The sequence below is a fragment of the Bradyrhizobium sp. URHD0069 genome (assembly GCF_000701345.1).
Classification (GTDB): Bacteria; Pseudomonadota; Alphaproteobacteria; order Rhizobiales; family Xanthobacteraceae; genus Bradyrhizobium.
In genome coordinates this window covers 19,647-42,700 of sequence record NZ_JNIJ01000005.1, presented here as the reverse complement: position 1 = coordinate 42,700, position 23,054 = coordinate 19,647, and the positions used below count along the sequence as shown (strand labels likewise).

Below are 23,054 nucleotides of genomic sequence, written 5' to 3'. Positions count from 1 at the left end.
GTCGTGACCGGCGAGCAAATTCGCTTGGTCATTCCGGCCCAACCGTTCATGTGGGCGGAACGAGATGACGCAGGCACAACTCGCGCAGGGACAGTATCCCCTGCTTGCGGTTCGCGATGTCAGCGTCTTGTTCGGCGGCATCATCGCGCTGAATGGCGTGTCCTTCGACCTGCATCAGGGCCAGATCCTCGGCTTGATCGGGCCGAACGGCGCCGGCAAGACGACGCTGTTCAATTGCCTGAGCCGGCTCTATCAGCCGAGCACGGGCGACATCCTCATGGAAGGCCAGAGTATCCTGACGCGCCCGCCGCACAGGATCGCCGAAATCGGCATTGGCCGCACCTTTCAGAACGTGGCGCTGTTTCCCAATCTTTCGGTGCTCGACAACGTCCGGGTCGGCACCCATGCCCGCACCAATAGCGACATTTTCAGTGACTCCTTGAAACTCCCCTGGGTCCGCCGCGGCGAGGCCGAACTCAACAAGCGCGTCCACGAAATCGTCAGCTATCTCGATCTCGACGACGTCGCCCACACGGTGGTGTCCGGCCTGCCGTTCGGCACTCAGAAACGAGTGGAATTGGCGCGCGCGCTGGCTGCCGATCCGAAAATCCTGCTGCTCGACGAGCCCGCCGGCGGCCTCAACCACGAGGAAGTCTACGTGCTCGGCGATCTGATCCGCCGCATTCGCGACGAGCGCAAGGTGACGATCCTGCTCGTCGAACATCACATGGGCCTGGTGATGTCGATCGCCGACCACGTGGTCGCGCTGAATTTCGGCCGCAAGCTCGCCGAGGGAACGCCCGCCGCGGTGCAGTCCGACCCGGATGTCATTAAGGCCTATCTGGGGAGCAAGGACCAATGACCGCGATGCTCAACGTCAAAGATCTCAGGGCCTATTACGGCCAGGTCCAGGCGCTTCACGGTCTCGAGTTCGCCCTCAATGAAGGAAGCCTGACCACGCTGCTCGGCGCCAACGGCGCCGGCAAGACCACCACCTTGCGCGCGATTTGCAACATGGTGCGCTCGACCGGCGCCATCGAATTCGACGGCGCCCCGCTCACCGGGCGCTCGACCGAAAACATCGTCCGCCTCGGTATCGCCCATGTGCCGCAGGGCCGCGGCACATTCACGACCATGACGGTGGAAGAAAACCTTCAGCTCGGCGCGATCACGCGAAAAGACAAAGCCGGCGTGGTTTCCGATATCGAGCGCATGTACGATCACTTTCCGGTCCTGAAGGAGCGGCATACGCAGCAGGCGGGCACGCTTTCGGGCGGCGAACAGCAAATGCTCGCGGTCGCCCGCGCTCTGATGCTGCGCCCGCGGCTGATGCTGCTGGACGAGCCGTCGTTCGGCCTGGCGCCGCTGATCGTGCGCGACCTCTTCAAGATCCTCGGCAAGATCAATCGCGAGGACAAGGTCACAATTCTGGTGGTGGAGCAGAACGCGCAACTGGCGCTGGAACTCGCCGACCAGGCCTACGTGATTGAAACCGGACGCATCGTGATGTCGGGAAACGCGAAAGAGATCGCGAACAACGAAGACGTTCGTAAATCCTATCTGGGTTATTGAGGAACGCGGCCATGGAACTTTTTATCAACCAGGTCCTGGCTGGCATCGCCACAGGTGCGATCTATGCCTGCATGGCGCTCGCCGTCGTCATGATCTACCAGGCGATCGATCATCTCAATTTCGCCCAGGGCGAAATGGCGATGTTCTCGACATTCATCTCCTGGCAGCTGATGCAATGGGGGGTACCTTATTGGTGGGCCTTCCTGCTCACCCTGGCGCTCTCGTTCGCCGGCGGCATCGCCATCGAACGGTTGCTGTTCAGGCCCTTGGCGAAGGCGCCGATTCTGACCAACGTCGCCGGTTTCATCGCGTTGTTCGCGATCATCAACAGCGTCGCCGGGCTGACCTGGGATTTCACGATCAAGCAATATCCGACGCCGTTCGGATCCTCGCCGTTTCTCGGCAGCCAGCTCATCTCGACCCATCAAGCCGGCATGATCGGCGTCACGGTGGGGCTGTTGATTTTGCTCTACTTGTTCTTTCAGTTCACGCGGATCGGCCTTGCCATGCGCGCGGCGGCCTCGGTGCCTGAATCGGCAAGGCTGGTCGGCATCAACACGTCATGGATGATCGCGCTCGGCTGGGGCATGGCGGCTGCGATCGGCTCGATCGCCGGCATGCTGATCGCGCCGGTGGTGTTCCTGGAGCCGAACATGATGGGCGGCGTCCTGATCTACGGATTTGCCGCTGCCGTGCTCGGCGGCCTGACCAGCCCGCTTGGTGCGGTGGTCGGAGGCTTCCTGGTCGGTGTCTTCGAGAATCTCGCCGGGACCTACATCCCCGGCGTCGGCAACGAACTGAAACTGCCGATCGCACTGGCGCTGATTATCACGGTATTGGTCGTCAAGCCGGCAGGCCTGTTCGGCCGTCCCATCGTGAAGCGAGTTTGATCATGAGCGCTGTTGAAGATGTCGTCACGGAAGCCCCGGCCGTCGAGGCTGTCCCGAAGAGGTCCATGACGCTGGGCTACGGCACCTCGCTGGTGGTGCTGGCCGCGTTGATCCTCACGCCGCTGTTCGTGAAGAACTTCATCATCTTCCAGATGACACAGATTTTGTACTTCGGGCTCGCGGTGCTCGCTCTGAACATCCTGACCGGCGGCAGCGGCCAGTTCTCGCTCGGCCAGAGCGCGTTCTACGCAGTCGGCGCCTACACGTCGGCGATCCTCATGGAGCACGTGGGCATGAACTACGCCCTGACCTTGCCCGTCGCCGGAGCCATCTGCTTTGGTTTTGGATTTTTGTTCGGCCAGCCGGCGCTGCGCTTGAGCGGCGTCTATCTGGCGCTGGCAACCTTTGCATTGGCAGTGGCGATGCCGCAATTGCTGAAGCTCGGCTATTTCGAGCACTGGACCGGCGGTGTGCAGGGCCTGGTGGTAACCAAGCCCGATGCACCGTTCGGGCTGCCGATGTCGCAAGACATGTGGCTTTATTATTTCACCCTCGCGATCACGATCGCGATCTATATTTTCTCGGTCAACCTGCTGAAGTCGCGTTCGGGGCGCGCGTTCATGGCGATCCGCGACAACGAGATCGCGGCATCCGCGATGGGCGTCGACGTCGCGCTGTACAAGACGCTGGCGTTCGGCGTCAGCGCCGGCATTACCGGGGTCGCCGGTGGACTGGGCGCCATCGCTGTGCAATTCGTGGCGCCCGACAGCTTCACCATCACGCTGGCGATCCAGCTGTTCCTCGGCATGGTAGTCGGAGGCGTCGGCTGGTTGCCGGGCTCGATCGTCGGCGCCGCCTTCATCATCTTCGTGCCGAACATTGCGGAGGGAATTTCGAAGGGCCTCTCCGGCGCCGTGTTCGGCGTACTTCTGTTCCTTGTCATCTTCCTGGTGCCTCACGGCGCAAGGCAAGTCGCCATTGTCGCTCAACAACTGATCGGCAAACTTAAGAAAACCTGAGGAGACAATATGCTTTCTAAACAAAAATTACGTATCGCCGCATTCTCGACGGCGGTCATCGCTTTCACTGCCATGAGCGGCAGTGCATTCGCCCAAAAGAAATACGACACCGGCGCGACCGACACCGAGATCAAGATCGGCAACATCATGCCCTATAGCGGTCCGGCCTCCGCCTATGGCGTGATCGGCAAAATCGAAGACGCCTACTTCAAGATGATCAACGAGCAAGGCGGCGTGAACGGCCGCAAGATCAACTTCGTCAGTTATGACGACGGCTACAGCCCGCCGAAGGCCGTCGAACAGGCGCGCAAGCTGGTCGAGAGCGATGAGGTCCTGTTCCTTTTCGGCCCGCTTGGAACGCCGTCGAACTCTGCGATCCAGAAATACCTGAATTCCAAGAAGGTGCCGCAGCTCTTCGTCGCCACCGGCGCCACCAAGTTCGGCGAGCACAAGGATTTCCCCTGGACCATGGGATGGCAGCCGGCCTACCAGAGCGAAGGCAAGATCTACGCGAAGTATCTGCTGAAGGAGAAGCCAGACGCCAAGATCGCGATCATGTATCAGAACGACGATTTCGGTAAGGACCTGCTGAAAGGCCTGAAGGATGGCCTCGGCGCCAAAGCCTCGTCGATGATCGTGGCCGAGGATAGCTATGAAGTCTCCGAACCGACCATCGACTCCCACATCGTCAAGCTGAAGGCGAGCGGGGCCGACGTCTACTTCAGCATCACCACGCCGAAGTTCGCAGCCCAGAGCATCAAGAAGGTCGCTGAATTGGGCTGGAAGCCGATGTACTTCCAGAGCAATGTCGGTGCCTCCGTCGGCTCGGTGTTGCAGCCGGCAGGTTTCGAAAATTCCCAGGGCATCCTCTCCGCGAACTACGCCAAGGATGGGTCTGACCCGCAGTGGGACAATGACGAGGGCATGAAGAAGTTCTATGCCTTCCTTGCCAAATATGCGCCGGAGGCCAACAAGATCGATGGATCGGTCGTGTACGGCTACGGCCAGGCCCAGACCGTGGTGCAGGTGCTGAAGCAGGCCGGCGACAACCTGACCCGGGAGAACATCATGAAGCAGGCTGCGAGCCTGAAGGACTTCGTACCCGACACGTTGCTGCCGGGCGTGAAGATCAGCACCAGCGCGACCGACTTCTATCCGATCGAGCAGCTTCAGATGCAGCGCTTCCAGGGCCAGAAGTGGGACCTGTTCGGGCCTATCATCAGCGGCGAAGTCGGCGGCTAAGGTTCCGTTTCACGGGCCCCCGGCTTGGGACTAAAGTTACTAAAATAAAGCCCTCTGCGACCTCATCGCAGGGGGCTTTTTCTTGATGGGCACGTTCGAAAGGTATTCAATGCAGTCCAAGGAGCCGAGAAGCGCTTCCACTCAAAAGCAAGACGCCTTCAACCGAGATCAGGGAGATCCATATGCCTGCTATCCAATTGCGACTGGGGGCCCTTTCGGCCGCCATCGCAGTGCTTGCCGTAACCAGCAGCGGCGCGCTCGCGCAGAAAAAATACGACACCGGCGCCACCGACACCGAAATCAAGATCGGCAACATCATGCCCTATAGCGGTCCCGCCTCCGCTTACGGCGTGATCGGCAAGACCGAAGAGGCGTATTTCAAGAAGATCAACGCCGAGGGCGGCATCAACGGCCGCAAGATCAACTTCATCAGCTATGACGATGCCTACAGCCCGCCGAAGACGGTCGAGCAGGCGCGCAAGCTGGTCGAGAGTGACGAGGTTCTCTTCATCTTCGACCCGCTGGGCACGCCGCCGAACTCGGCGATCCACAAATACATGAATTCGAAGAAGGTGCCGCAACTGTTCGTCGCCACCGGCGCCACCAAATGGAATGACCCCAAGGAATTCCCGTGGACGATGGGCTGGCAGCCGAATTACCAGAGCGAAACGCAAATCTATGCGAAGTATATTCTCAAGCAAATGCCGAACGCCAAGATCGCCGTGCTCTACCAGAACGACGACTACGGCAAGGACTACCTCAAGGGTTTGAAAGACGGACTCGGCGCCAAGGCCGCTTCGATGATCGTCATCGAGGAAAGCTACGAGACCTCCGAACCGACGATCGACTCGCACATCGTCAAGCTCAAATCGACCAATGCCGATGTGTTCATAAATATCACCACCCCGAAATTTGCCGCGCAGGCGATCAAGAAAAGTGCCGAAATCGGCTGGAAGCCGCTGCACTTCCTTAACAACGTCTCCTCTTCGATCGGCAGCGTGATGAAGCCGGCCGGTTTTGAGAATGGGCAGGGCATCATCTCGTCCGCCTACCTGAAGGATACGTCCGATCCGGAGTGGAAGAACGATGCCGGCATGAAGGCCTTCGACGAGTTCCTCACCAAGTACTTCCCTGAAGGCAACAGGATCGATGCCAACGTGATGTTCGGCTACACCGTCGCGCAAGGCATCGTGCATGTGCTGAAGGCCTGCGGCGACAATCTCACGCGCGAGAACGTCATGAAGCAGGCGGCTAGCATCAAGGGACTTGAACTCGGCGGCCTGCTCCCGGGCATCAAGGTCAATACCAGCGCCACCGACTTCGCCCCGATCTCCGCGGTTCAGCTCCAGAGATTCAAGGGCGAGGCCTGGGAACGCTTCGGCGACATCATCGACGCCGACGTCGGCGGCTGAGTTCTTTCGTCAGTAATGTATGGTGCCCGGGCGCGGTGCAGCGTTCTTCACGCTGCTCAGCAAAGCCGGGAACCACAAAAAGCCACGTGATCCTATGGAACCCCCGCAGCACGATGCGGGGGTTTTCTTTTGCCGGAAACCGATGGATAACCGGCCTTCGCATGTTTCCATCTCAAATCCTGTGAAGCGATGACCGACAGACGCCCTCTCCTGCGCGCGATTTTCGACGCCGCCGTTGCCGCCGCGCATCCCGACGTCGTGCTTGCTGCGCATCTGCGCCCGGTGCCGAAGGGTCGGGTGATCTGCCTTGCCGCCGGCAAGGCCGCGGCCGCAATGGCCGCGGCGGCAGAGCAACACTATCTCGATGCGCTGGAACTGGATCCGGCGCGCTTGTTGGGTATCGCGACCACCCGTCACGGCCATGGCGTGCCGACGCGGCGGATCAGGGTGGTCGAAGCCGGCCATCCGGTGCCCGACGAAGCCGGACTGAAGGGCGCCGAGGAGAGTTTGCGACTGGCGCAGGACGCGGGCGCCGACGATCTGCTGCTGGTGCTGTTGTCGGGCGGCGGCTCCGCCAACTGGATTGCGCCGGTTGAGGGCGTGTCGTTCGCGCAGAAACAACAGGTGACCCGGGCACTGTTACGCTCGGGCGCGCCGATCGGCGAGGTCAACACCGTTCGCAAGCACCTGTCGCGGATCAAGGGCGGCCGGCTCGCGCGCGCTGGGAGCCGCGCCGAGATCGTGACGCTGGCGATCTCGGACGTTCCGCGCGACGATCCATCCGCGATCGCGTCAGGTCCAACGGTGCCGGACCCGACCACGCTGGCGGATGCGCGCGCCATCGTCGCGAAGTATGGCCTTGCGGTCGACGACGCCATTCGCCGCGCCCTCGACAAGCCCGAAAACGAGAGCTGCAAGCCTGGCGATCCCGCTTTTGCACGGGCGCAACTTGAACTGATCGCGCGGCCGAGAGCTTCGCTCGACGCCGCGATCGGCAAAGCACGGGACGCCGGATATGAGATCGTCGATCTCGGCGCCGACCTCGAAGGCGAAGCCCGCAGCGTGGCCGCCGATCACGCGCGCCTCGCATTGCAGGCGCGCGACGCGGGCAAGCGCGTTGCGATCTTGTCGGGCGGCGAGCTCACCGTCACCGTGCGCGGCAACGGGCGCGGCGGCCCCAACCAGGAATATGCGCTGGCGCTGGCCGGCCTTCTCAAGAACACTCCCGGCATTTCGGCTTTGGCGGCAGATACCGACGGCGCCGACGGCGGCGCGGGCAGCGCGTCCGATCCCGCCGGCGCGATGATCGATCGAAGCACGTTTGCGAAAATGACCTCGCTTGGCCTCGACGCAGGCGCCCATCTGGACAACAACGACGCCACGACATTCTTCGCCGCAACCGGCGATCTCTTGCTGACCGGACCGACGCTTACCAACGTCAACGACATCCGGGTGATTTTGGTGGACTAGCAGACCCTCTGACTCAAAGGGCAGGCCCTGTAGAATAGGCCACTTCTCGTCATTGCGAGGAGCGAAGCGACGAAGCAATCCAATAACAGCGATATTAAATCCTCTGGATTGCTTCGCTACGCTCGCAATGACAGTCTCAAAATCCCTTATTTTGTTGCATGCATTTCCGGCCATACTCTCAGGATGAGGCCTTCGAGCGAGCCTAAAACTCCCGCGCGATCTTGGCCAGCATCGCAAGCAGCGCGGCGCGGTTGGCGGGCCCCAGCAGCGCGTTGAGACGCGCTTCGTGCTTGGCGGCGACGAGCTTCTTGGCCCGCGCCAGCACCGCCCTGCCCTTGTCGGTCAGGACAAGGATGTGGGAGCGGCGGTCGTTGGTCGAACGGACGCGCGTGCACAGATCGCGGCTCTCCAGCCCGTCGAGCATCGCCACGAAATTCGGCCTGAGGATGCCGAGCGTACCGGCGATTTCGGTCTGGTTGCGCCCCGGATTCTTCTCGAGCAGCAGCAGCACCGAGAACTGCGCAGGCGTCAGTTGCAACGGCGCGACGCAGCGCAAAAAATCTTCGAAGACTTTCAGCTGCGCGCGTTTGAGCGAATAACCCAGCAACTCCGATAGTTCGCCCAGCTGCAGCGCCGTGCCTTCCGTTGCACCGTCGCCGTGCCCTTTGCGGGTGGGGCGGCTCGCCTTGGCCTGATCGGCTGCAGCTGTCTTGGAAACAGTCATCGCTCGATTCCCGCAATCCGGGTAGGCTGGAAAACGGCCGGCCGGAGTCGACCCTTGAGATTATATGCGATAATTATTATAGAATATATCTAAAATGGGCAGCCTTGCAACTGCTGTGATCGGACCGTCAAACGGCTCCTTGAGGCCGCGATCGGCCCGACATGAGGGGAGCGTCCGGTCTTGAACACCACGATCATGCTGTTCCTGGTACAGGACGGCATTACCAACGGCGCGATCTATGCCTTGCTCGGCCTTGCGCTGGTGCTGGTGTTCGCCGTGACGCGCGTCATCCTGATTCCGCAGGGTGAGTTCGTCACCTACGGCGCGCTGACCTATGCCTCGCTGTCATCGGGCCAGGTGCCGGGCACCGCGCGGTTGGCGGTGGCGATGGGCATCGTGGCGTTCTGCCTCGACCTGTTCGCCGGCCGGAGATCGCTACATCCCAGGCTTGTCGGACGCGCCTTCGCGATCAATATCATCCTGCCTGTGGTGATCTTCGCCCTGACCTCCTGGCTTGCCGGCCGTCATCCCCCGATCGCCGTCAACATCGCGCTGTCGCTCTCTATCGTCGCCGCGATCGGAGTGTTCCTCTATCGCATCGTGTTTCAACCGCTTGCGCACACCTCGGTGCTGGTGCTCCTGATCGCCTCGGTCGGCTGCCATCTCGCGCTGCAGGGATTCGGCTTGGTGTTTTTCGGCGCCGAAGGCCAGCGCGGCCCGACGATCGCGGATGTCGCCTTCACGCTTGGCCCGCTGCGCTTCACCGGACAGAGCATCACGGTCTATGCCATCACCATCGCTTTCATTGTCGGCCTCTGGCTGTTTTTCGGTCTTACGCTCTACGGCAAGGCGTTACGCGCCACCGCCATCAATCGGCTCGGCGCACGGCTTGTCGGCATCAGGACCACGCTGTCGGGGCAGATCGCATTCCTTTTGGCTTCCGTGATCGGCGCAATTTCGGGAATCCTGATCGTGCCGATCACGACGCTGTATTACGACACCGGATTCCTGATCGGCTTGAAAGGTTTCATCGCGGCCATCATCGGCGGTCTCGTAAGCTACCCCCTGACCGCGGTCGCAGCGCTGGTGGTCGGCACCGTCGAGGCCTTTTCCTCGTTCTATGCCAGCAATTTCAAGGAGGTCATCGTCTTTACGCTGATTATTCCGGTGCTCCTGCTGCGCTCGCTGGCGGCGCCCGCGGTCGAGGAAGAGAAGGATTGATGGCGATGCCGCAGCGCCTGCCCATCATCGTGTTCGCGCTCATCATGGCCGCGATCCCGTTCATCCCCGCCGTGCCGCCGTTCTGGATCGTTCTCCTGGACAATATCGGGCTCGCCGCGCTGGTGGCGATGGGGCTCGTGCTGCTCACCGGCGTCGGCGGCCTCACATCGTTCGGCCAGGCGGCGTTTTGCGGCTTCGGCGCCTATACCACCGCGGTGTTGACCACCGCCTACGGCGTGTCGCCATGGCTGACGCTGCCGCTTTCGCTTCTGGTCAGCGGCATAGCCGCGGTTTTGCTCGGCCTGATCACGGTGCGGCTGTCGGGCCACTACCTGCCGCTCGGCACCCTCGCCTGGGGCCTCGGCTTGTTCTATCTGTTCAGCAAGCTCGAATTCCTCGGTCGTAACGACGGCATCTCGGCGATCCCGCCGCTGTCGATCGGCTCGCTGCGGATGATCGATCCCGGCACGATCTATTTCGCGATCTGGATCGCGGTCCTGATCTGCGCGGTGCTCACCCTGAACCTTCTGGACTCGCGCACCGGCCGCGCGATCCGCGCGCTGCGGCGTGGACACATCGCCGCCGAAGCGTTTGGCGTGCAAACGCCGCGCGCCAAGCTGTTGGTTTTCATCTATGCAGCGGTGCTGGCAGGCCTCTCCGGCTGGCTCTATGCGCATTTCCAGCGCGCCGCCAATCCGACCCCGTTCGGCGCGCATGCCGGCATCGAATATCTCTTCATCGCGGTCGTCGGCGGCGCCGGCTACGTCTGGGGCGGCGTGCTCGGCGCCGGCATCGTCGTCATTCTCAAGGAGATTCTCCAGAGCTACCTGCCGTATCTGTTTCACGGCGAGGGCCAGCTCGAGACCATCGTGTTCGGGATCCTGCTGGTGCTGCTGCTGCAACTGGCGCCGACCGGGGTATGGCCCTGGCTGATGGCGCGATTGCCGTTCAAGCCGAAACGCAAGCGGCCCGACACTTCCCTGACATTGCCGGCCCGCGTGAGGGATGCCGACGCTGCCGGCGTACTGCTGCAGATCGACCGTGCGCGCAAGCAGTTCGGCGGCGTGATCGCCGTCAACGACGTTTCCTTCGACGTCCGGGCCGGCGAGATCGTCGCGCTGATTGGCCCGAACGGCGCCGGCAAGAGCACGACCTTCAACCTGATCACCGGCGTGCTCACCTCATCGGGCGGCACGATCTCGGTCCTCGGCAGGAAAATCGATAACGCGCCGCCGCAGCAAGTGGCAAAGCTCGGCATCGCCAGAACCTTCCAGCATGTCAAACTGGTGCCGGACATGACCGTGTTGGAAAATGTCGCGATCGGCGCGCATCTGCGCGGCCATGCCGGCGCCCTCTCCAGCATGTTCCGGCTCGACCGCGCCGATGAGGCTAGATTGCTGGCGGAAGCGGCGCGCCAGATCGAGCGCGTCGGCCTCGCCGACCAGATCGACCAGTTGGCGGGAAGCCTGTCGCTCGGCCAGCAGCGCATCGTGGAGATCGCACGCGCGCTGTGCGTCGATCCGATGCTGCTCTTGCTCGACGAGCCGGCGGCGGGATTGCGGCATATGGAGAAGCAGAAGTTGGCGGCGTTGCTGCGCCAGCTGCGCGACGGCGGCATGTCGGTGCTGCTGGTGGAGCACGATATGGGATTTGTGATGGATCTGGCCGACCGCATCGTGGTGCTCGATTTCGGCACCAAGATTGCCGAAGGCAAGCCGGAAGCGATCAAGACCAATCCGGAGGTGATCAAAGCCTATCTCGGAGCCGTCGCATGAATCCCGGCATGAGCGCGCTATTGTCGGTGTCCGATGCACATGTCGCCTATGGCAAGGTCGAGGCCGTCCGCTCGGTATCGCTCGAGGTCGGCGACAACGAAATCGTCACCATCATCGGCGCCAATGGCGCCGGCAAGACCACGCTGTTGAACGCCATTATGGGGATCCTGCCGCTGAGGGGCCGCGTGGCCTTTGCCGGCGACGATATCGCGAAGCTGGAGATCGAAGACCGGGTCGCGGCGGGCCTGAGCCTGGTGCCCGAGCATCGCGAATTATTCGCCACCATGAATGTCGAGGACAATCTGCAGCTCGGCGCATTCCGGATCGCGAAGGCGACCGCCGCGAAATCCTTCGCGCGGGTCTATACGCTGTTCCCGCGGCTGAAGGAGCGGCGCAAGCAACTGGCGGGAACGTTATCGGGCGGCGAGCAGCAAATGCTGGCGATGGGCCGCGCGCTGATGGGTGCCCCGCGGCTGTTGATGCTGGACGAGCCGAGCCTCGGGCTGGCGCCGATTGTCGTCGCCGACATTTTCCGCACCATCGGCGAGCTACGCGCCTCAGGCGTGTCGGTGCTGCTGATCGAGCAGAACGCGCAGGCCGCGCTGCAGATTGCCGACCGCGCCTATGTGATGGAGCTCGGCGAATTTATCCTGGATGGACCGGCGAAAGATATCGCGACCAACCAGCGCGTCGCCGCAAGCTATCTCGGATTTCAGCACGAAGCCACGAGCGTGATTTAATTCGTCTTGTTCTGAATTCGCAGATGCGCCCGCCGCCTGCCATCACCCGCTGACGGCCGCGTGAATATCCTCGCAATGGCGCACCAGATTCGAATGCGCCGTGACGAAGGCCTTCAGCGGCGTCTCTATCGGAAAAAAGTGGATGTTGGCGATGAAGCCGTAGATGCCGGCATCGATGCTGGTCGGCTTTGCCCCATGCACATAACCCTTCGCGGGGATCAGATCGGCCAGGACCTTAAGGTCCGCCAGGCCGCGCGCGTAGGCCGCATCGGGAGCGTAGCGACCGATGCCCTGGAAGTAATAACGCTGCCCGTTGTACTCCCTGGCCTTGTCCAGCCCCGCCGCGTCGACGCGCGAATGCTGCGCCATGAAGCCATCGCGAAACGCCGGGAAATAGCGCTCGTCCTTCCAGCGCGAATACGACATCACCCAATAGAGATCGTCGAGCATGCGCGTGACGAGATGGTCGGTCATTCGCTCGGCCGGTGACAGCGCCGCATCGATCGTCAGTCGATAGTTGCGGATCAGATGCGCAATGATCGTCTCGCTGTCGCCGATCGTCTCGCCGTCATCGACGATATACGGAAGCTGGCCGCGCGGCGCCGCGGAGGCGTCAAAGATATGCTCATGGACGAAGGGCACGCCTGTCAGCTTGAGGAAAGCAAACACCTTCAGCCCATAACCGTTGTTGTCGGCCACGCCGAACAATTCCGGATAGGAATAGAGTGTCAGCATCGGCTATGCATCCGCGCTGTTCCGAGCGAAACCTCACGCCAGCATGCAAGGGTGTTGCGGCTTAATCAATGGGCTCGCAGGCGGCTTTCGCAGCCGTCATGCCCCGCCAACGGGTCGGCGCAAAGCGCCGCCCGATGACAGGCTCCGGTGGGGCATCCAGCAATCCGTGACGTCGAGATTCACTCTCTGGCGGCGATTACTGGATCATCCGCTTTCGCGGATGATGACGCCCAGTGGGTTTGGAAGGCCGTCTATTCACTTCGTCAGGACGTATTTTCCGTCCTTCACGGTGAGGATGATGCGCGAGCGATCGTCGAGGCCGTGGCGGTCTTTTTCGGTGAAGTTATAGACGCCCTGGCTCGCGGCGATTTCACGTTCGCTCAGCAAAGCCTGTCGGATCGCGTCGCGGAATTCCGCGGTGCCGGGCTTTGCCGCCTTCAATGCCACCGGGACGACGCGCTTGAGCACTTCGAAAGCATCATAGGAATGACCGGCAAACTGGCTGCGGCTGTTGGGACCATATTTCGCCTCATAGGCGCTGTTGAGCGCAAGACCCGGCTTTTTGGTCAGCGCGCTGTCGGGCTGATCCTCGGGATCCATTACCGGACCCGCCGCCATCAGCACACCCTCCGCCGCCTTTCCGGCGATGCGGATGAAATCCATGCTGGCGGCGCCGTGGGTCTGATAGATCAGGCCCTTGTAGCCGCGCTCGCGAAGCGCCGTCTGCGGCAAGGCCGCCGCGGTGCCGGACGCGCCGATCAGGATCGCGTCGGGATTGGCGGCGACCAGCTTCAGCACCTGCCCCGCCACGGAGGTATCCGGCCGCGCAAAGCGTTCTTCGGCGACCATGGTCAACCCCATCGGACCGCCCTGGGTCTTGAAATCGTTGAACCAGAGATCGCCGTAGGAATCGGAATAGCCGATATAGCCGACCGTTTTGACGTTGTGCGCCTTCATATGCTCGTACAGCACCTTCCCCATGATCGGGATCGGCTGCGGCAGCGATACCGACCATTTTGCCCGCTCCGGCGTAATCGGAAACGGCGCGAGGCCGAAATGCGGAATGCCCGCTTCGTTCGCGACGTTGGACACCGCGATGCTGGGCGGCGTGGTCGATGAACCCATCATGATGTCGGCCTTGGACTCCGTGACGAAGCGCCGCGCATTGGTGGTGGCGCTGGTCGGATCGCCGCCGTCGTCGAGCACGATGACCTTGAGCGGCACGCCGCCGATTTCCTTCGGCACGAATTCGAGCGCGTTGCGCTCGGGAATGCCGAGTGCTGCCGCGGGACCGGTCGTGCTGATGGTGATGCCGACGGTGATTTCGTTGGTTTGCGCCATCGCGGGCAAACCCGGCAGCGCCAGAGACGCCGCGATTACTGCCGCGGACAGATAAAACTTCTTCATTCGTTGCTCCTTGAATATTGCTGTTCAGTCTAGATCAAAATTCGGTTGGTAGTTCAGCCCCTTCTTTAGGCGATGCGCTCTATGGGCGGTGATGGTGAAAACGTACTTGGTCTGCAGCGTGGGCGCCATCGAGCTAGTGGCCCCCTCCCATCATGCGTGTCGGCAGCCAGGTCGCCAGCAGCGGAAACGCGATCAGGATCACCAGTCGAATGAGGTCGGTCGCCACGAACGGGATCACGCCCCTGAAAATCGTGGAAAATGACACGTCCTTGACGACGCTCTTGATCACGAAGACATTCATGCCGACCGGCGGATGGATCAGGCCAAGTTCGACCGTCATCACGATGATAATGCCGAACCAGATCGGGTCGAAGCCGAGGTGCACAATCACCGGAAAGATGATCGGTACCGTCAGGATGATCATGGCCATCGCATCCATCAGACAGCCCAGCACCAGATACATCACCATGATGAGGGCGAGGATGCCGTAGGGGCCGAGCCCGAGGCCGGTGAGAAGTTCCGTGACCTTCTGTGGGGTTTGCGTCACCGTCAGGAAATAACCGAAGATCAGCGCGCCGATCAGCACCGTGAACACGGCGGCCGCGGTGCGGGTCGCCTGCAGCAGCGAGGTGAGGATTTTTTCCTTGTCCAGCCGTCCGGTGAACACGCCGATCAGGAATGCGCCGGTGGCGCCGACGCCACCGGCTTCGGTCGGGGTAAAGCGCGGCAGGAACGGCAGGCCGTAAAGCCCGCCAATGACAAACACGAACAGCAGCACCGGCGCCCAGATATTTTTCAGCCCGGCAAACCTCTCGCGCCATTTGGTCTGCGGTCCAGTCGGGAGGAAGCCCGGCCGAAAATAGCCGATCAACGCGATGGTGATCATGTACATCGTCATTGCGAGCAGGCCGGGAATGATGCCGGCGATGAACAGCTTGCCGATGTCCTGCTCGGTGATGATGCCGTACACCGCCAGCACGGTCGACGGCGGCAGCATCGCGCCGAGCGTGCCGCCGGCCGCGATCACGCCGGTGGCGAAGGATTGCGGATAGCCGAAGCGGCGCATTTCCGGATAGGCCACGGCCGAAAACGTCGCGGCGGTCGCCACCGACGAGCCGCAGATCGCGGCAAAGCCGCCGCAGGCCGCGACCGTCGCAATGCCGAGCCCGCCGCGCAAATGTCCGACAAAGCCGTTGGCGGCGCGGAATAGTTCGCGGCTCATGCCGGAATTGCTGACTAAAGTCCCCATCAGCAAGAACATCGGAATCACGCCGAAGGTATAGTCGGTCACCGTCCGCATCGAGGTCTGGCCGACCATTTTCAGTGCCGGCGAGAAACCGACCAGGTAACCGAAGCCACACACACCGACGAGGCCCATCGCCATGCCCACCGGCACGCGCAGCAGCATCAGCGCAAACAGCGCGACAAATCCGAGGATGGCGACGGCGTCGGTGCTCATGCCGTCTACTCCACGGTCTTGATCTTGGGATCGTCCATCAGTTCCGGATAGAAAATCAGCCGGTAGGTGCGGATCGCGATCAGCAGCACCGCGGACACGTCGCCGGCCCACGCAATCGCGAAGAATGGCCAGGTCGGCATGTGCATTTCAAATGTAAGGACATTGTCGTTGTAGGTGCCGCGCACCTTGTCGAACAGCGTCCAGGTCTGCACCGCCACGACGAACAGCAGGACCAGCGTCGCGAACACGTCGATCATGCGCTGGTATTTCGGTCCGACATTGGCCCAGATCAGGTCGACGGTGATGTGGCCGCCGCGATAGCTGGTGGCGGCGATGCCCCAGAAAATCAGGATACCGAGCAGCATGCGCCCGATGTCGAACGAGTCGGGGATCGCATAGTTCAACGTGTTACGCAGAATGACCGAAACAAAAATGTTGAGGGCGACGATCCCGACGAACCCAGCCGCGATCCATTCGATCGTATCGATAAAGCGATCCATCGACGCGCGATTCATGTCCGCTCCGAACAGCTGGCAATGGAAGGGAGAAGACGGCGGCAGGATATCCCGCCGCCGCATTGATGTTACGCCTTTACTGCGCCAAAGCGTTGTATTTGGTGAGCGCGGCACGGAGCTCGGTCATCGCTGCGTCCGGGTCGGCACCGGTCTTTTTGACGCCCTCGCCCCAGGTCTTGATCAGCGGCTCGGAGGCCTTCTTCCACAGCGCCATCTGCTCCGCCGTCAACTTGTAGACTTCGCGATCGGCCTGCGCCTTCAACTTGTCGACGCCGGCGTCTTCGAACTTGCCCCATGCTTCGCCGACGCGGCCGGCGGCCTCGGTGTTGCAATTGTTGTCGACCGCCTTTTTCTGCCGGTCGGACATCTGGTTGTATTTGTCCTTGTTCATCACAAAAGCAAATGTCGTGACATAGAGCGGCGCATCCATGTCGTACTTCGTCACCTTGTCGATGCCGAACAGCACCATCGATCCCCACGGGAAGGTAACGGCATCGGCAACGCCGCGTTCGATGATGTCGCGGACTTCCGGCGCCGAGGACTGGACGTTGGTGCCGCCGAGCTGCGTCACGAAGTTCGCCATGGTGGCGTGGGCGGGGCGGATCTTCATGCCCTTGACGTCGTCCGGAACCACGATTTTTTTCGTGCGCGAGTGGAACGACGAGGGCGAGTGGATGAACGCCAGGCAGAATTTGACGTCCTTCATCTCCTTCTCGGCATATTTCCGGTACCAGGCGTCGAGCGCCATCGAACCACCCTTGGCGTCCGACATCAGGAACGGGAGTTCACCGGCTCCGATAATCGGGAAGCGGCCGGGCTGATAGCCCGGGTTGACGTAGGTAACGTCGGCGATGCCATCGCGCGCCATGTCGTAATGGTCGAACGCCTTGCCGAGCTGCTGTGCCGGAAAAACCTTGGATTTAATCGTGCCGCCGGATTCCTTTTCGACCGCCGAGCCCCAGTCTTCCAGCGCCTTTTGCAGCGGATGCGAGGCCGGCACCCAGTGCGACAATTTGAGTTCGAAGGTCTTTTCCTGCGCAAACCCAGGCGTCACGCCGGCGGCCAGCAGCAGCGCCAAAAACGTTTTCCTCATCGGCATCTTCTCCCTCACAATACCAAGGCTTCAACTGCCCTTTGCGCCTACTGTTATATGAGATAATTATCATTGCAAGCACGCGCGCGGCCACGTCCGCACTGACTGCGTTTCAAGCCTATAGTAATCAGGGAGGCAAGTATTGCGGACAAGAGTAGCAATCATTGGCGCGGGGCCGGCGGGATTGCTGTTGGGACAGCTGCTTCACACCTACGGAATCGACAACGTCATCCTGGAACGCCAGACGCCGGAGTATGTACTCGGCCGCATCCGCGCCGGGCTGCTTGAGGAGGGAACGGTAGCCCTGCTCGATGAAGTCGGCGCCGGCGCGCGCGCACACCGCGAGGGCCTGGTCCATGATGGCATCGAATTGGCCTTCGGCGGCGCCCGCCACCGCATCGATATGAAGGCCGCTACCGGCAAGACGGTGATGATCTACGGCCAGACCGAAGTGACGCTCGACCTGATGAATGCGCGGCGCGCGGCCGGTCTCACCACGATTTATGAAGCGGCTGACGTCAGGCCGCATGATTTCGATACCGATCATCCGCGGGTCAGTTACGTCAAAGACGGCATCGGCCACGAGATCGCCTGCGACTACATCGCCGGTTGCGACGGCTTCCACGGCGTCAGCCGGGCAAGTGTGCCATCGTCCGCCATCGAGACATTCGAACGAATCTATCCGTTCGGTTGGCTCGGAATCTTGTCGGAGACGCCGCCGGTCTCGCACGAATTGATCTACACCAACCACGAAAGAGGTTTCGCGCTGTGCACCATGCGCTCGACGCACCGCAGCCGCTACTACGTGCAATGTTCGCTTGACGATCACGTCGATCAATGGCCGGACGAAAGATTCTGGGACGAATTGAAGCGGCGTCTCGATCGGAAGGCGGTGGACAATCTCATCACCGGGCCTTCGATCGAAAAAAGCATTGCGCCGCTGCGCAGCTTCGTCGCCGAGCCGATGCGATTCGGGCGGATGTTTCTGACCGGCGACGCCGCGCATATCGTGCCGCCGACCGGCGCCAAGGGACTCAATCTCGCCGCCAGCGACGTGCATTTTCTCTCCCACGCGTTGCGGGAATATTATAACGAGAGATCTTCCGCCGGGATCGACGGCTATTCGGCGAAGGCGCTGGCGCGGGTCTGGAAGGCGGTACGCTTCTCGTGGTGGATGACCTCGATGCTGCATCGGTTTCCCGATGAAGGAGAATTCGGAGCGCGGATTCAATTGGCGGAATTGAATTATCTGGTGGGTTCGAAGGCGGCGACAACCTCGCTGTCGGAGAATTATGTGGGATTGCCGTATTAGATCGCGCTTGGCCCAGAACAACGTTGGAAAATCCCTCATGGTGAGGAGCCGCGCACTTGCGCGGCGTCTCGAACCATGGAGGCCCGCGGCCCATCCTTCGAGACGCGGCCAAGAGGCCGCTCCTCAGGATGAGGCGATGTCTGTTGCTACTTCGCGAGGCAGCATTGTTTCAAACAACCGCCGAAATCCCGTTTAAAACTTTGTAGGCGGTGAATTTGTCCTGGCAATCGCGTTCAATGATATCAGCAGCACCAACGCGCGAGCCTCCCATGACCACCGCTGACATTCCCGAAGGTTTCGAACGCCACTACCGACAAAGCCCGCTCACCGATCCCTGGGAGCCGCTGTATTCGAAGCGCACCGATAAGGCCGTGATCATCGGATTGCGGCTGGCAAAACCCCATACCAATGGTCGCGGCCTGATCCATGGCGGGCTGATTGCGGCGCTCGCCGACAACGCGATGGGCCATAGCTGCGCGCATCGAATGGGCGGAGTATCCTCGCTGGTGACCATCGGGCTTGCGGTCGATTTCGTCGGCACGGCGCAGGTCGGACAATGGCTCGCCGTCGAGTCGGACGTGATCAAGACCGGCAGCACGATCTGCTTCGCGCAAAGCCTGATCAAGGCCGACGACGTCGTCATCGCGCGCGGCAACGCGACATTCCGCGTGGTGCCGAAGCAGGGATAATCGTCATTTTGGGGCGCGCATCCGCTTCTACCGTCATGCCCGCTTTCGCGGGCGATGACGGCGAATTTTGCAGAACGCGTGTCTTGGAATGACAGCGCAGAATTAGGCCTTGCCGAAGTGCCAATCGGTGAGTTCGGTGACGACATCGATGAAGGTGCGAACCTTGGCCGACAACAGCCGCGACGTCGGATAGACGATGTGGATCGGCAGCGGCGGCTGCTCGAATTTGGCCAGCACGATCCGGAGCCGGCCGGCCTTGATCGCCTCTGCCGCCTGATAGGCCAGCACCCGCGTCAGGCCGCCGCCCTGCTCGGCATACTCGATAGCGGCGGCGGCGCTGTTGGTTACGAAGCGCGGCCGGCAGGCCACGCGGATCTCGCGGCCGTCGTCGACAAACCGCCAGTCCGGCGGCGCGGCGGTGGCGCCGAACTGGATCGTCTCATGCGATTCGATTGCCTCCGGGAGCTTCGGCTCGCCGCGCCGCTCAAGATAGTCATTGGAGGCGACCACGATCCGCCGCATCTCGCCGACATGGCGCGCCACCAGACTGGAATCCGCAAGGTGGCCTATCCGGATCGCGAGATCGACGCCGTCTTCGACGAGATTGATCATGCGATCGGATAGCCGCAGTTCGCCCGACACCTCGGGATAACGCATCAGATAGGCCGTCATGACCGGGCTGACGTGGAGGCGCCCGAATCCAATCGGCGCCGAGACCACCAGCCGCCCACCCGGGCGGGCGCGCTCGTCCTGTGCCGAGCCTTCGGCTTCCTCGACATCGGCGAGGATCCGGCGGGCGCGCTCCAGATAGCGCGCGCCGACATCGGTCAGCGTCACCGATCGCGTAGTCCGCTGCAACAGCCGCGCGCCGAGATGGTCCTCCAGCGCCGCGATCAGCCGTGTCACCGCTGACGGCGACAGCCCGAGCTTGCGGGCGGCCGGCGCAAAACCCTGGAGGTCGGCCACCGCGACCAAGGCCTGCATGGCGTCGAGGCGATCCATGGCATTATTTCATATATTGCAATGATGAAGTGTCAATCGAGGGGATTGTTTAAATCTCGAAAGGGCTCATTTTAAACGGCGAAACGGGTGCGCCAGCGCCAGACCTTCCCCGGAGATCTTCCGATGTCAGACATTCTTCGCCATTCCAACGATGTCGCGTTCACCCCCGCGGTGAAGGCGGTCCAGGCGCGCAAGGGATCGCGCGAGACTTACGCGCAGATCGAGCAGCGCGGCGGCTGGCGCACCGAGGTCGACGAAAACCTCGCGGCGTTTCTGGCGGAGACGAACAGCGTGTATTTCGCGACCGCCAGCGCCGCCGGTCAACCCTATATCCAGCATCGCGGCGGGCCAAAGGGCTTCATCAAGGTTCTGGACAAGTACACGCTGGCGTTCGCCGATTACGGCGGCAACCGGCAATACATCACGCAAGGGAACCTGTCGGAGAATCCGAAGGCCAACATCTTCGCGATGGATTACGCCCATCGCCGAAGGGTGAAAATCTGGGGCGAGGCCCGCGTGGTCGATGACGATCCGGCGCTGATGAAGTCGCTGATGCCGCAAGGCTACAAGGCGCGGCCCGAACAGGTGATCCTGTTCAAAATCTCCGCATGGGATACCAATTGCCCGCAGCATATCCCGCAAAAGTTCGACGCCGCCGACGTGGCGGCGGCGCTCGCCTTGCGCGATGCGCGCATCGCCCAACTGGAGGCGGAGCTGGCGGCATTGAAGGGCCAGCCCGCCGCGGCGCCCTGAAGCGGACCTCGATTCTGATTCTGTCAGAACCGAGGCTCTGGAATTCAAGCGGCTTGTCGCAGCGGCTTCCAGGCAAAGTCCGGATAGTACTGAAGCATCATCCGGTCGACATAGGCCGTGAGATTCTGGAACTCCTCGGCTCGCTCCCGCAATTTCGAATCGAAGAACGGCGTGAGGATCCCGGCAAGTGCACCGAATGCGGTGGCATCGGTACCGCAGGGCCTCTCGCCCATTAAATACGGCTGGTCCGCGAGCTGAACCGACAACGCCAACAACGAACGGACGGCAAGATCGATGTCGTCGTCCGGGGCATGGCGGCCGAGACCGCTCAGAAGGTAGTTCTCGGCGACGCGGAATTGCGCGTCTTCGCGGAGCCTGTCACGCAGATGCTCGGGCGTGCCATCGAAGAAATGGGCCGACCCTTTTGCAAAGTTCTCAAAATCGACCCAGCGCGCGCCGATCAGCGCCCAATAGACGTGGTGCTCGATCATCCGCTCGAACGCCCAGGCCTGCGCGCGCGTTCGCAAATCAAGGCCGGCATCGAAATCGAAGCCGTATTTGCGTTCAATATGCGCGCGAATAAAGGTGGAATCGGCGATGCTCTGCGCGGCATCCTCGATATAGGGCAGTTGCCCCTTGGGAGAGGCCGGAGGCATCGCCCTCTGCTTGCGATAGCTTAGGCCGGCCATCTTCAACTGCACTTCGGTCTTGGTGACAAAAGGGCTGATCTCCGGCAGGCCGAATCCGGCGCCAAAGCCATAGAGGGTAATCATGTAAGCTCCCGATCGCTGGAAAGGACGCCTCACCCTAGCTACCCCCTGCTGCCACCATAGTGTCAGCATCGGTCATGTCGGCGGCAAAGCGGGCTCGCTGCCCAAGGCGGCCCGCGACGTTTCGAAGCAACAGGACAAACTGCCTTTGCCCGAAGACCAAAACCGCGGTGAATGAACGCAAGGCCAGTGCAATAATCGCCCAGCGCATATCCCCGGACGCGCAGTTCAAGAAAATCAGGCGCTCCAATGTCCAAGTCTGAAATGCCCAATTCTGAAATTTCCAAGTCTGAAATCCCCAAGTCGGGGCACGCCAGAGAGGCCCGAAACCTGCGCGGAGGCCGAAGTCATCAAGATTCATCATGGACAAATTCCCTTCAGTTGAAGTGTTGTCCCGATATAGCCGCCACCTGCTGCCAACATGCTGTCAGCAGCGGCGAGGCTGCCCCTAAAAAGAGACGCCCCATGAGACGTGCCGACCGGCTGTTCCAGATCATTCAGGTGCTCCGGCGCACCCGCAAACCACTCACGGCGGATGCGATCGCGGCAGAACTCGAAACCTCGAAGCGAACGATCTACCGCGACATCGCGACCCTGATGGCACAGCGCGTGCCAATCCGCGGCGAGGCTGGCATGGGCTATATTCTGGAGAAGGGATTTGACCTGCCGCCGCTGATGCTCACCCCCGATGAGATCGAAGCTGCCGTGCTCGGCGCGCAATGGGTCGCCGGCCATGCCGATACAGCTTTGTCCCGGGCCGCGCACGACCTGATTTCAAAGATCGCCGATACCGTCCCTGAACGGCTACGACCTTTTGTGCTGGAGCCCGCCAGCCGCGCCCGCCCGGGGTGGCGCAGGGAACCTGACCGCATCGACATGACGCGGACGCGAGCGCATATCCACGAAGGAAAGAAGATCGCGCTGCGCTATCGCGACGAACACGGCCGGGACAGCGAACGCACCATCTGGCCGATCGCCATCGGCTATCTCGAAGCCGTGCGGCTTCTGGCGGCATGGTGCGAACTGCGCAGGGATTTTCGCAGTTTTCGAACCGACCGTGTCGTCGATGCCTCGTATCTCGACGAAAAATATCCCGAGCGGCGCGACCTGCTCAGAGCGAGATGGCGAAGGAGCCTGGTCTGGGAGCAGCCGAGCGATATTTGATAGGCGCACCACGCGGCCAGAGCCTTTATCCCTTTCGATGGAATCGACGGGCTCCAGATTCTTGATTTGACGTGTTTTCCCGACGCGAAC

General features: G+C 61.6%; 23 protein-coding genes. 14 read left to right on the top strand and 9 right to left on the bottom strand.

The genetic code is table 11. The features are described from left to right. Positions 1 to 64: 64 nt before the first annotated feature. The 7 genes from N554_RS0100215 to N554_RS0100185 all read left to right on the top strand — a co-directional run bounded on the left by N554_RS0100215 (position 65) and on the right by N554_RS0100185 (position 7,605). Positions 65 to 862 carry an ABC transporter ATP-binding protein gene (locus tag N554_RS0100215; protein ID WP_029581618.1) on the top strand — a complete coding sequence of 266 codons (798 nt, stop codon included), beginning with the start codon at positions 65 to 67 and terminating at the stop codon, positions 860 to 862. Beyond that, positions 859 to 1,572 (top strand): ABC transporter ATP-binding protein, encoded by a 714-nt coding sequence (locus tag N554_RS0100210; protein WP_029581617.1) that lies wholly within the window; start codon positions 859 to 861, stop codon positions 1,570 to 1,572. The genes N554_RS0100215 and N554_RS0100210 overlap by 4 nt, the downstream gene beginning before the upstream one ends. A gap of 11 nt (positions 1,573 to 1,583) precedes the next feature. Beyond that, positions 1,584 to 2,462, top strand: a complete 879-nt coding sequence (locus tag N554_RS0100205) for a branched-chain amino acid ABC transporter permease (RefSeq protein WP_029581616.1) — start codon at positions 1,584 to 1,586, stop codon at positions 2,460 to 2,462. Positions 2,463 to 2,464: 2 nt separating this feature from the next. Further along, positions 2,465 to 3,481: a branched-chain amino acid ABC transporter permease gene (locus N554_RS0100200; protein ID WP_029581615.1), complete on the top strand. Its 1,017-nt coding sequence runs from the start codon at positions 2,465 to 2,467 to the stop codon at positions 3,479 to 3,481. A gap of 9 nt (positions 3,482 to 3,490) precedes the next feature. Next, positions 3,491 to 4,723, top strand: a complete 1,233-nt coding sequence (locus N554_RS0100195) for an ABC transporter substrate-binding protein (protein WP_029581614.1) — start codon at positions 3,491 to 3,493, stop codon at positions 4,721 to 4,723. Positions 4,724 to 4,905: 182 nt separating this feature from the next. Further along, positions 4,906 to 6,135 (top strand): ABC transporter substrate-binding protein, encoded by a 1,230-nt coding sequence (locus tag N554_RS0100190; RefSeq protein ID WP_029581613.1) that lies wholly within the window; start codon positions 4,906 to 4,908, stop codon positions 6,133 to 6,135. Positions 6,136 to 6,324: 189 nt separating this feature from the next. Continuing rightward, the gene (locus N554_RS0100185) at positions 6,325 to 7,605 is read left to right on the top strand and encodes a glycerate kinase type-2 family protein (protein ID WP_029581612.1); all 1,281 of its coding nucleotides are present in this window, start codon (positions 6,325 to 6,327) and stop codon (positions 7,603 to 7,605) included. 202 nt (positions 7,606 to 7,807) lie between these two features. Here the strand turns inward: N554_RS0100185 and N554_RS0100180 are convergent, their stop codons facing one another. Then, a complete protein-coding gene (locus N554_RS0100180) occupies positions 7,808 to 8,329 on the bottom strand; it encodes a MarR family winged helix-turn-helix transcriptional regulator (protein WP_029581611.1) in 522 nt (173 codons plus the stop codon). A gap of 180 nt (positions 8,330 to 8,509) precedes the next feature. Between N554_RS0100180 and N554_RS0100175 the strand changes: the two genes are divergently transcribed. The 3 genes from N554_RS0100175 to N554_RS0100165 are packed head-to-tail and all read left to right on the top strand — an operon-like array spanning position 8,510 to position 12,065. After that, on the top strand, positions 8,510 to 9,550 hold the full coding sequence (locus N554_RS0100175; RefSeq protein WP_029581610.1) for a branched-chain amino acid ABC transporter permease: 1,041 nt from the start codon (positions 8,510 to 8,512) through the stop codon (positions 9,548 to 9,550). A gap of 5 nt (positions 9,551 to 9,555) precedes the next feature. Then, positions 9,556 to 11,325 carry a branched-chain amino acid ABC transporter ATP-binding protein/permease gene (locus N554_RS0100170; protein ID WP_081851059.1) on the top strand — a complete coding sequence of 590 codons (1,770 nt, stop codon included), beginning with the start codon at positions 9,556 to 9,558 and terminating at the stop codon, positions 11,323 to 11,325. Positions 11,326 to 11,333: 8 nt separating this feature from the next. Then, positions 11,334 to 12,065, top strand: coding sequence for an ABC transporter ATP-binding protein (locus N554_RS0100165; RefSeq protein ID WP_029581608.1), 732 nt, complete (start codon positions 11,334 to 11,336; stop codon positions 12,063 to 12,065). Positions 12,066 to 12,107: 42 nt separating this feature from the next. On the opposite strand, the gene N554_RS0100160 is transcribed toward N554_RS0100165, so the two are convergent. The 5 genes from N554_RS0100160 to N554_RS0100140 all read right to left on the bottom strand — a co-directional run bounded on the left by N554_RS0100160 (position 12,108) and on the right by N554_RS0100140 (position 17,274). Next, the gene (locus tag N554_RS0100160) at positions 12,108 to 12,800 is read right to left on the bottom strand and encodes a glutathione S-transferase family protein (protein ID WP_029581607.1); all 693 of its coding nucleotides are present in this window, start codon (positions 12,798 to 12,800) and stop codon (positions 12,108 to 12,110) included. A gap of 255 nt (positions 12,801 to 13,055) precedes the next feature. After that, positions 13,056 to 14,207, bottom strand: a complete 1,152-nt coding sequence (locus N554_RS0100155; protein ID WP_029581606.1) for an ABC transporter substrate-binding protein — start codon at positions 14,205 to 14,207, stop codon at positions 13,056 to 13,058. Positions 14,208 to 14,340: 133 nt separating this feature from the next. Next, a complete protein-coding gene (locus N554_RS0100150; protein ID WP_029581605.1) occupies positions 14,341 to 15,666 on the bottom strand; it encodes a TRAP transporter large permease in 1,326 nt (441 codons plus the stop codon). 5 nt (positions 15,667 to 15,671) lie between these two features. Continuing rightward, positions 15,672 to 16,181, bottom strand: a complete 510-nt coding sequence (locus tag N554_RS0100145; RefSeq protein ID WP_029581604.1) for a TRAP transporter small permease — start codon at positions 16,179 to 16,181, stop codon at positions 15,672 to 15,674. A gap of 76 nt (positions 16,182 to 16,257) precedes the next feature. Then, positions 16,258 to 17,274, bottom strand: a complete 1,017-nt coding sequence (locus N554_RS0100140; RefSeq protein WP_029581603.1) for a TRAP transporter substrate-binding protein — start codon at positions 17,272 to 17,274, stop codon at positions 16,258 to 16,260. A gap of 142 nt (positions 17,275 to 17,416) precedes the next feature. Between N554_RS0100140 and pobA the strand changes: the two genes are divergently transcribed. Continuing rightward, the gene (pobA, locus tag N554_RS0100135) at positions 17,417 to 18,586 is read left to right on the top strand and encodes a 4-hydroxybenzoate 3-monooxygenase (RefSeq protein ID WP_029581602.1); all 1,170 of its coding nucleotides are present in this window, start codon (positions 17,417 to 17,419) and stop codon (positions 18,584 to 18,586) included. Between the two features lie 269 nt (positions 18,587 to 18,855). After that, positions 18,856 to 19,275 (top strand): PaaI family thioesterase, encoded by a 420-nt coding sequence (locus tag N554_RS0100125; RefSeq protein ID WP_029581601.1) that lies wholly within the window; start codon positions 18,856 to 18,858, stop codon positions 19,273 to 19,275. A gap of 102 nt (positions 19,276 to 19,377) precedes the next feature. On the opposite strand, the gene N554_RS0100120 is transcribed toward N554_RS0100125, so the two are convergent. Further along, on the bottom strand, positions 19,378 to 20,277 hold the full coding sequence (locus N554_RS0100120; protein WP_029581600.1) for a LysR family transcriptional regulator: 900 nt from the start codon (positions 20,275 to 20,277) through the stop codon (positions 19,378 to 19,380). A gap of 123 nt (positions 20,278 to 20,400) precedes the next feature. On the opposite strand from N554_RS0100120, the gene N554_RS0100115 reads away from it, so the two are divergent. Further along, entirely contained in the window at positions 20,401 to 21,030 is a 630-nt protein-coding gene (locus N554_RS0100115) for a pyridoxamine 5'-phosphate oxidase family protein (RefSeq protein ID WP_029581599.1), read from the top strand. A gap of 44 nt (positions 21,031 to 21,074) precedes the next feature. Here the strand turns inward: N554_RS0100115 and N554_RS0100110 are convergent, their stop codons facing one another. Both N554_RS0100110 and N554_RS0100105 read right to left on the bottom strand, forming a co-directional pair. Further along, on the bottom strand, positions 21,075 to 21,803 hold the full coding sequence (locus N554_RS0100110) for a glutathione S-transferase family protein (RefSeq protein WP_029581598.1): 729 nt from the start codon (positions 21,801 to 21,803) through the stop codon (positions 21,075 to 21,077). 34 nt (positions 21,804 to 21,837) lie between these two features. Continuing rightward, complete coding sequence (locus N554_RS0100105; RefSeq protein ID WP_029581597.1) at positions 21,838 to 22,164, bottom strand: hypothetical protein; 327 nt, start codon at positions 22,162 to 22,164, stop codon at positions 21,838 to 21,840. Between the two features lie 101 nt (positions 22,165 to 22,265). Here N554_RS0100105 and N554_RS0100100 point away from each other — a divergent pair, with 101 nt between their 5' ends. Beyond that, positions 22,266 to 22,964, top strand: a complete 699-nt coding sequence (locus N554_RS0100100; RefSeq protein ID WP_029581596.1) for a helix-turn-helix transcriptional regulator — start codon at positions 22,266 to 22,268, stop codon at positions 22,962 to 22,964. The last annotated feature ends 90 nt before the right edge of the window (positions 22,965 to 23,054 follow it).

Coding starts and splice junctions, on each gene's coding strand:
- N554_RS0100145 (WP_029581604.1), bottom strand. CDS start 16,181: ATGAATCGCGCGTCGATGGATCGCTTTATCGATACGATCGAATGGATC.
- N554_RS0100170 (WP_081851059.1), top strand. CDS start 9,556: ATGCCGCAGCGCCTGCCCATCATCGTGTTCGCGCTCATCATGGCCGCG.
- N554_RS0100110 (WP_029581598.1), bottom strand. CDS start 21,803: ATGATTACCCTCTATGGCTTTGGCGCCGGATTCGGCCTGCCGGAGATC.
- N554_RS0100190 (WP_029581613.1), top strand. CDS start 4,906: ATGCCTGCTATCCAATTGCGACTGGGGGCCCTTTCGGCCGCCATCGCA.
- N554_RS0100150 (WP_029581605.1), bottom strand. CDS start 15,666: ATGAGCACCGACGCCGTCGCCATCCTCGGATTTGTCGCGCTGTTTGCG.
- N554_RS0100180 (WP_029581611.1), bottom strand. CDS start 8,329: ATGACTGTTTCCAAGACAGCTGCAGCCGATCAGGCCAAGGCGAGCCGC.
- N554_RS0100140 (WP_029581603.1), bottom strand. CDS start 17,274: ATGAGGAAAACGTTTTTGGCGCTGCTGCTGGCCGCCGGCGTGACGCCT.
- N554_RS0100155 (WP_029581606.1), bottom strand. CDS start 14,207: ATGAAGAAGTTTTATCTGTCCGCGGCAGTAATCGCGGCGTCTCTGGCG.
- N554_RS0100120 (WP_029581600.1), bottom strand. CDS start 20,277: ATGGATCGCCTCGACGCCATGCAGGCCTTGGTCGCGGTGGCCGACCTC.
- N554_RS0100125 (WP_029581601.1), top strand. CDS start 18,856: ATGACCACCGCTGACATTCCCGAAGGTTTCGAACGCCACTACCGACAA.
- N554_RS0100210 (WP_029581617.1), top strand. CDS start 859: ATGACCGCGATGCTCAACGTCAAAGATCTCAGGGCCTATTACGGCCAG.
- N554_RS0100205 (WP_029581616.1), top strand. CDS start 1,584: ATGGAACTTTTTATCAACCAGGTCCTGGCTGGCATCGCCACAGGTGCG.
- N554_RS0100100 (WP_029581596.1), top strand. CDS start 22,266: ATGAGACGTGCCGACCGGCTGTTCCAGATCATTCAGGTGCTCCGGCGC.
- N554_RS0100105 (WP_029581597.1), bottom strand. CDS start 22,164: ATGATGAATCTTGATGACTTCGGCCTCCGCGCAGGTTTCGGGCCTCTC.
- N554_RS0100185 (WP_029581612.1), top strand. CDS start 6,325: ATGACCGACAGACGCCCTCTCCTGCGCGCGATTTTCGACGCCGCCGTT.
- N554_RS0100200 (WP_029581615.1), top strand. CDS start 2,465: ATGAGCGCTGTTGAAGATGTCGTCACGGAAGCCCCGGCCGTCGAGGCT.
- N554_RS0100160 (WP_029581607.1), bottom strand. CDS start 12,800: ATGCTGACACTCTATTCCTATCCGGAATTGTTCGGCGTGGCCGACAAC.
- N554_RS0100215 (WP_029581618.1), top strand. CDS start 65: ATGACGCAGGCACAACTCGCGCAGGGACAGTATCCCCTGCTTGCGGTT.
- N554_RS0100115 (WP_029581599.1), top strand. CDS start 20,401: ATGTCAGACATTCTTCGCCATTCCAACGATGTCGCGTTCACCCCCGCG.
- N554_RS0100195 (WP_029581614.1), top strand. CDS start 3,491: ATGCTTTCTAAACAAAAATTACGTATCGCCGCATTCTCGACGGCGGTC.
- N554_RS0100165 (WP_029581608.1), top strand. CDS start 11,334: ATGAGCGCGCTATTGTCGGTGTCCGATGCACATGTCGCCTATGGCAAG.